This is a genomic window from Polynucleobacter sp. 35-46-11 (assembly GCF_002281105.1).
In genome coordinates, this window is the sequence record NZ_NCFJ01000004.1 from 37,393 (window position 1) to 44,452 (window position 7,060).

At 46.5% G+C, this 7,060-nt stretch carries 4 protein-coding genes; all 4 read right to left on the reverse strand.

Features of this window, described 5'->3' with window-relative positions:
* Positions 1-42: 42 nt before the first annotated feature.
* Genes B7Y67_RS01160 through hrpA form a run of 4 tightly spaced genes read right to left on the reverse strand, consistent with a single transcriptional unit; the run spans position 43 to position 6,938 of the window.
* Positions 43-1,020, reverse strand: coding sequence for a sterol desaturase family protein (locus B7Y67_RS01160; RefSeq protein WP_293596932.1), 978 nt, complete (start codon positions 1,018-1,020; stop codon positions 43-45).
* Between the two features lie 15 nt (positions 1,021-1,035).
* Positions 1,036-1,806, reverse strand: a complete 771-nt coding sequence (locus tag B7Y67_RS01165; RefSeq protein WP_293596933.1) for a polysaccharide deacetylase family protein — start codon at positions 1,804-1,806, stop codon at positions 1,036-1,038.
* 9 nt (positions 1,807-1,815) lie between these two features.
* Positions 1,816-2,853, reverse strand: coding sequence for a cytochrome D1 domain-containing protein (locus B7Y67_RS01170; protein ID WP_293596934.1), 1,038 nt, complete (start codon positions 2,851-2,853; stop codon positions 1,816-1,818).
* Between the two features lie 50 nt (positions 2,854-2,903).
* A complete protein-coding gene (hrpA, locus tag B7Y67_RS01175) occupies positions 2,904-6,938 on the reverse strand; it encodes an ATP-dependent RNA helicase HrpA (protein WP_293596937.1) in 4,035 nt (1,344 codons plus the stop codon).
* Between the last annotated feature and the right edge of the window lie 122 nt (positions 6,939-7,060).

The window sequence follows — 7,060 nt, forward strand, 5'->3', positions numbered from 1 at the left end:
GCTATCCATAGATTTCCAATACCGCCAAATGAACTGCTGGTTTTATTTTGCTCTGGGAAAAATTTCACGCACTGAATGCATCAAACCCTGCCACTGCTGTTGCAATATATTGGGCGAAATAGCCAAATCTCTCACACCGGTGGGATGCACGTCCTTTGGAAAAATTGCAGTATTGAACATCATGTCCCACCATGGAAATAAGACGCCAAAATTACAACCACCCAAAACACCTGGCTTACCATTGGCTTCATGGCCATACCCTACCGCATGATGCATGCGGTGGTACATCGGAGAAACCAAGAGATACTTGAATGCGCCAAGATGAATTTTAAGATTGGCATGTTGCCAACTCTGAATAAATTGACTCAAGACTGCTAGCAAAATAAATTGACTTGGGGATACACCAAACAACAGTGCAAAGAAAGCAAAAACTACCGCATGCAGGATGCTATCCAGAATATGGTTGCGATCATCCGACCAAGCAGTCATCACGGTTTGACTGTGATGCAAGGCATGCAACTGCCACCACCAATTGAATGTATGTGAAGCGCGGTGATACAAGTACTCCACAAAATCAAGCAATATGAAGTAGATGCAGAAACTTATCAAAGGAATCGAAGTCACTGGGGGCCACCATGATTCCACATTCAGTCTGCCGAAACGAAAGTCATGAAGGACGGAATCAATTTGAAAGAAAAAACCTGACAAGGCAAGAAAAATCAAGCCGTGAAAAATGCCCAGACGATGAAACAAGGTGTAAAAAACATCTGCCTTAGAGCTATTGGCAAAACGTTCTTGAGTCTCAGCGGGCGAAAGTCGTTCCCAAGTGCGCAGAATGACCGCAATGAGCATGATCTGAATACAGCCAAATAAAAACCAATCAATGCCGTCAAACACATCTTCCGCCATGGACATGAGGTCGAATTGATACAAAATCGGCCCGGCCACGTGCACAAACAAAAATTCTTGAGTGCTGGCGTAGGCCGAGGCAATCGTGGCTATAAAAGGATTGGAATCCATATCCTCAATTGTGACTTATTTATCTTGTTTTGGCAGGGTTGCAAAGCAAAAGCCGCGACTCTTTAGATTAATAATCAGTTGCTCTAAAACTGCCGGAGCCCAGGGGTCCTTGCGCGACCAAATACCCAAATGAGCCATGGTGATGTCACCGTCCTGAAGCTGGCTACTTGCCTTATCCAAAAGCAACTTATTGGAATGGGTTTGCGAGCTGAGCTCATCACCCAAAAATCCGGCGGGATTCCAGCCAATATGGTGATAACCGCACTGACTTCCCATTCGAATCGAACGTGGTGATGTTTTTCCACCGGGAGCACGCCAAATTTTCTGGATCCCAGAACCCGTTAATGCTTTAAAGCGCTCATCCACCTTTCGAATTTCTCGGCAGTAGCTAGCTTCGTTATATAGAGTTGCAACCCCAGCCTTTGGCCCAAATTGCGGCTTTGCAAAGATCTCTCCATCGGGGCCATCTTTGACAAAGTACAGATGGTCATAAGTGTGACTACCAAAATGGTGGCCTTCACGAAGACGATCCTGCCAATAGGATTGCCATGAATCATCTAAAGCAAAATCACCACGACTAGTTTTTTCATTCGCCAGGAAAAAAGTAGCTTTAATGTTTTGACGATTCAGTATGTCAGCAACAATTTGCGCAACAGACATGTTGCCGGTATCAAAGGTGAGGTATACGGTTTTTTTACAGTGACTCTCTTGAGAAAATCCAAGCGAAGAGCATGTTGCCAAAAGAATTAGCGCTGTTAGTCGAGCAAGAGTGCCATTCAAATACATCGAATTAAATTACTCCCAACCAGAACGTGGGGTAAAGAAAACGCCGTGTGGTGATTTACCAACCGGAATCACGGTGACTAACTTCATCGAGGGAATATCAATTACCCCCGCTTTTTTGGAAAAGCGGAAAGTAACCCACATCGTTTTTCCATCAGGTGTAATTTCCATATCGTCTGGACCCGCCGGTAAGCCAGTAATATCCCCCGTCTTTTCCAGGGTCTGCATATTAATCATACTGATAGTTGAAGCAATACGATTACTGACGAACACATGCTTTTTATCACCTAATGGACGGAAGTTGTGAGCGCCCTTCCCGGTAAAGATTCGCTTCACTTCTTTACGATTTTTCCAGTCGATGACTTGAACATTGTCTTCACCCGTAATACCAACCAAGAGGTATTGGTCCCCAGGGGTCATCCAAACGCCAGCGGGCACTTTACCCGTTATCATTTTCCAAATAACAGTCTGTGTGTCTAAATCAATCGCAGCCAATTCATTGGAATCTTGCAGCGTGATGAATGCGATCTTGCTATCTGCAGTGAATGCAACGTGACTTGGTGTTTTACCCAATTTGATGGACTTTGCCAACTTGAGGTCTGCACCTTGGGCGTAATAAACATCCACCCTGTCCAAACGATTGCCATTTGAAACAAACCACTTATGGTTTGGTGAATAGCCAATTTGGTATGGATCGATGATGTCAGGAATCTTGCCAATTAATTCACCAGTAGTGGGATTCATCAGCACCACATCATTGCCCGCAGCGTTAGCTATGAGTAGCGTCTTTTGATCGGGAGTCATCATCAAGTGGTGCGGCTCTTTGCCAACTGGCACCGTCTTAATCACCTTACGACTTGGCATATCAATTAAGCTGACAGTTGCTTCACCTGAGTTCAATACAACCGCTAACTTGGGCTCAGCCTTAGCGTCAGAAGCTGTAGCAATTTGAGCAAAAACGGCATTCTGGAAGCCGGAGAAAGCCAAAACTATGAGAGCTGAAATAGTGACAAAGTTGGCTTTATTGATATTTTTGTACATAGCTGACATTGTAAGCAATAGATGCTCTGCCGTAGGCTGACTCACGACAATCAATTGACTTAACGCAAGCTAGACAGGACCTTTTCTAGGCGTTTTAGGGACATTGGCGTGGGGGTCTTTAATTCTTGTGCATATAAAGCCACTCTCAACTCCTCCAACTGCCAACGGAAATCAGTCAAAGCCTGATCCTCCGCCATGGCATAGTTCGCGGATCCACGACTCCCTTGAACTAACTTTTGCCATGGCCTAGCAACAGACTCCCAATCTTTTTGGCACTGAGCATCGCGACCAGGGTTGGCTCGTAACTTATCAATTCGCATTGCAATTGCCTTGAGATAGCGAGGGAAATGCACCAACTGCCCATATGGCGTATCTGATACAAATTTCGGGAAAATTAAACCCTGTACTTGCGTTTGAATGTCTGTATGTGCAGCAGCTGAGGCAACCTTAGCTTGAGTCAACTTCTTTTGCAAATCTGCGTAAGCCTGTAAAGCGGCTAAGGCATGCTTTGCAATTTCTTGTGCAATTAACGACAATCTTGGCTTACCTGCTTGCAAGCGCTCAGCAAATTGCTCCGCATTGACCGGCAATGGATCATTCATAAATGCCCGCTCTAGGGCAAGATTCAGAGTTTGTTCAATCAATCCATCTACCGAACCCACATTGATAAACAGTAAACCAAGCTCCCGAATACCAGGTAGTTGTTTTTGCAGCGCCTTGAGTGTGTCTTTGTTCGATAAGGCAAATAGTCTACGAAGACCTTGCCAATGATATTTCCGAGCCTCCAGCAAATCATCGAACACTTCAAGATCACATGACTCGGTACGATCTACCAATGCGGGATAGCCGAATAGAGTGCGATTGCCTTTTTGGATTTCAAGTGTTTCAGGCAGTTCACCAAATTCCCAGTTGCGATAACTACCCTGCTCTACATTTTTTATCGCCGAAGGATTGGAACTTTGACTTGTTTTCGCGCCAATATTTAGCGAACTTGCGGGCGCATCAGCACCAAGTTCCTCTTGAACTGCTTGCTGGGCAATCGCCTGAAATGCAGTTCGGGCTGTCTCTCCATATTCGGCCCGCAATCGAGATAAGTTCCGCTCCAACTCAAGCTGGCGCCCATGCTCATCCACTAGGCGAAAATTCATTGAGGAATGCAAGGGCAAAGATTCTGGCCTGAAGTCTGTGCGCTTGATTTCTAAACCACGCTCTTTACGGATATCCGTAATTAGACTATCTAAAAAGATACCGACTCCAAACTGTTTTTCTGAAAGCATGCGCTCTAAAAATGATTTTGCATACTCTGGTAGCGGCACGCAGTGACGACGTAACTTTTGGGGAAGTGATTTCATTAGCAGATGGATTTTTTCCTCACACATGCCCGGAACTAGCCATTCACAACGACGACCGTCAACCTGATTTAGTAGGGTCAAGGGAACAACGAGAGTGACGCCATCTTTAGGGCTGCCAGGCTCAAAGTGGTAAGTCAAACTCAACTCTGTACCGCCAACAATCATCTTTTTAGGGTAGCGATCCACTGTAATGCCGGCGGCTTCATGGCGCATTAAATCCGCCTTAGCTAAACGTAAGAGAACATCTGGCGTCTCCTGTTTGGCGCCCTCATCTCTAGATGCCTTCTTCAGCCAGGCATTCATGCCCTCTCTGCTGAGGACATCTTTGGGAATACGTGAATCATAAAAAGCAAATAAGAGATCGTCATCCACTAAAACATCAGGACGTCTTGAGCGGTGCTCGAGGGCCTCGATCTCTTTTATCAATCTGCGGTTGTGCCAGAAGAATTCAAAACTTCCAGAATATTTTTTTTTAGCATCGGCCTCAGTCTCTCGCATCAATGCTGGGGTATCCATGCGTCCAAAGAGCTCCTCCTGGACTAAGGCATATGTAATGAATATTGAACGAGCGTCTTCAGGGTTATATGGCTCATATCGAACTCGACGGCCGTGATAAATAGGTAGGCCATACAAAGTACCGCGCTCAAAGGCCATTACTTCACCTTGACGACTATCCCAAAAAGGCTCACTTAAAGATTTAATCAGGCGGTGGGAGGCAACCTTCTCAACCCACTGAGGCTCAATCTTGGCAATCGTGCGCGCATACATGCGATTGGTTTCTTGAAGCTCGCCAGCCAAAATCCAAGCTCCCGCTTTTTTACCAATGGAGGAGCCTGGCCAAATAAAGGGGCGAATACCACGCGCACCAATATAGCTACCAGTCTTACTGCCACGCTCTTGAGATTTTTCGTCCTCTTCTTTTTTGGCTACATAACCTAGAAGGCCTGTTAACAAAGATAGGTGAACTTGCTCATAAGTAGCTGGCGAAGGATTTTCTTTCCAACCTTTTTCACCCAACATCGTGTGGAGTTGACCATGAACATCACGCCATTCACGCAAACGTCTCGGAGATAAAAACTTACTACGGCACAGATTCTCTAATTGACGATTGCTGTGCTTGTGCTTCAGTGCATCCTGATGCCAATCCCAAAGTTTGACAAAGCTCAAGAATTCAGAACGTTCATCTGCAAACTGCAAATGTGCCTGATCGGCGGCGGCAGCTTGATCCATGGGTCGATCACGAGGATCTTGAGTAGCCAGAGCTGAGGCAATGATGGTGACTTGGCGTAAGGCATTTTGCTCTTTAGCTGCTAAGAGCATGCGGCCAATTCGAGGATCCAGGGGAAGATCTGCTAATTGCTTACCCGTAGGGGTTAGTTTGAAACTGTTATTGATGTCCCTGTCTACATCCCTAGCGCTTTCGTCATAGACAATAGCCCCCAACTCATCTAATAACTGCACACCATCAGCAATCGCACGACCTAGAGGCTTATCAATAAATGGGAACTCTTGAATTCGCGGTAAATGCAAAGAACTCATGCGAAGTAACACCGCCGCTAGTGAGCTGCGCAGAATTTCTGGGTCGGTAAATTTAGGACGACTCAAATAATCTTGCTCGCTATAAAGACGAATACAAATACCGTCCGATACGCGGCCGCAACGACCAGCCCTTTGATTGGCAGCTGCCTGAGATATTGGCTCAATTTGGAGCTGCTCTACTTTATTGCGATAGGAATAACGCTTTACACGGGCCAAGCCACTATCGACCACATAACGAATATTGGGAACTGTTAATGAGGTCTCGGCAACGTTCGTTGTCAAAATGATGCGTCGACCATTGCCAGGACTAAACACGCGCTCTTGCTCTGCAACTGATTGCCGAGCAAAAAGACTCAGAATTTCCGGATGAAAGCGTTGTTGCAAAACATGGTCTTTTCTAAGGACTTCAGCACAATCCCGAATCTCTCGCTCTCCGGGCAAAAAGACCAGGACATCGCCAGCGCCTGAGGCACCTTCTCGCCATACATTGGCAATCGCCTCTGCGACTGCATCCGGAATTTCCTTAGCCTCTTTGGATTCCATTTTCCCATCTGGCTTGGCGTCAGGCTCTAAAGGTTCATACCGCTGCTCTACCGGGAAGAGTCGTCCGCTAACCTCAATCACCGGTGCAGACTTGCCATTCAAAGAGAAGTGATCGGAAAAACGCTTAGCGTCAATCGTGGCCGATGTGATGATCAGCTTAAGGTCCGGGCGCTTAGGAAGTAACTGGCGAAGATAGCCCAGCAGAAAATCAATATTGAGGCTACGCTCATGGGCTTCATCAATGATGAGGGTGTCATAGGCACGAAGCTGAGGATCACGCTGGGTTTCTGCCAACAAAATACCATCCGTCATTAACTTAATGGAGGCGCCTTGACTAGTTTTATCGGCAAAACGTACTTGATAGCCTACGTCTTGACCAATTGGAGTGCCCAGCTCCTGGGCTATGCGCTTCGCAGTGGCTGTTGCAGCAATACGGCGAGGCTGGGTATGCCCAATCAGGCGGCCACCGTTAATGGTGCCCCTACCGAGGTCTAGACAGATTTTGGGTAATTGGGTTGTTTTGCCTGAACCAGTCTCACCACAGACAATGACAACCTGGTGAGAGCTCAAGGCATCCTTGATGATTTGACGTTGACCCGATACCGGCAACTCCTCCGGAAAGCGAATTTCTAGCTTGCGTGAGGTGTTGGAAGCAGGCACAGTCACAGGGCTTGCTTTGGGTTTTTTTGTTGGTTTATAGGCTCTTGCACCCTATAATTTTCTCACTATGCCAACAAATGCACCAAACCCCGGCTCAAACGCCGAAGAATCAAGCTCCAACT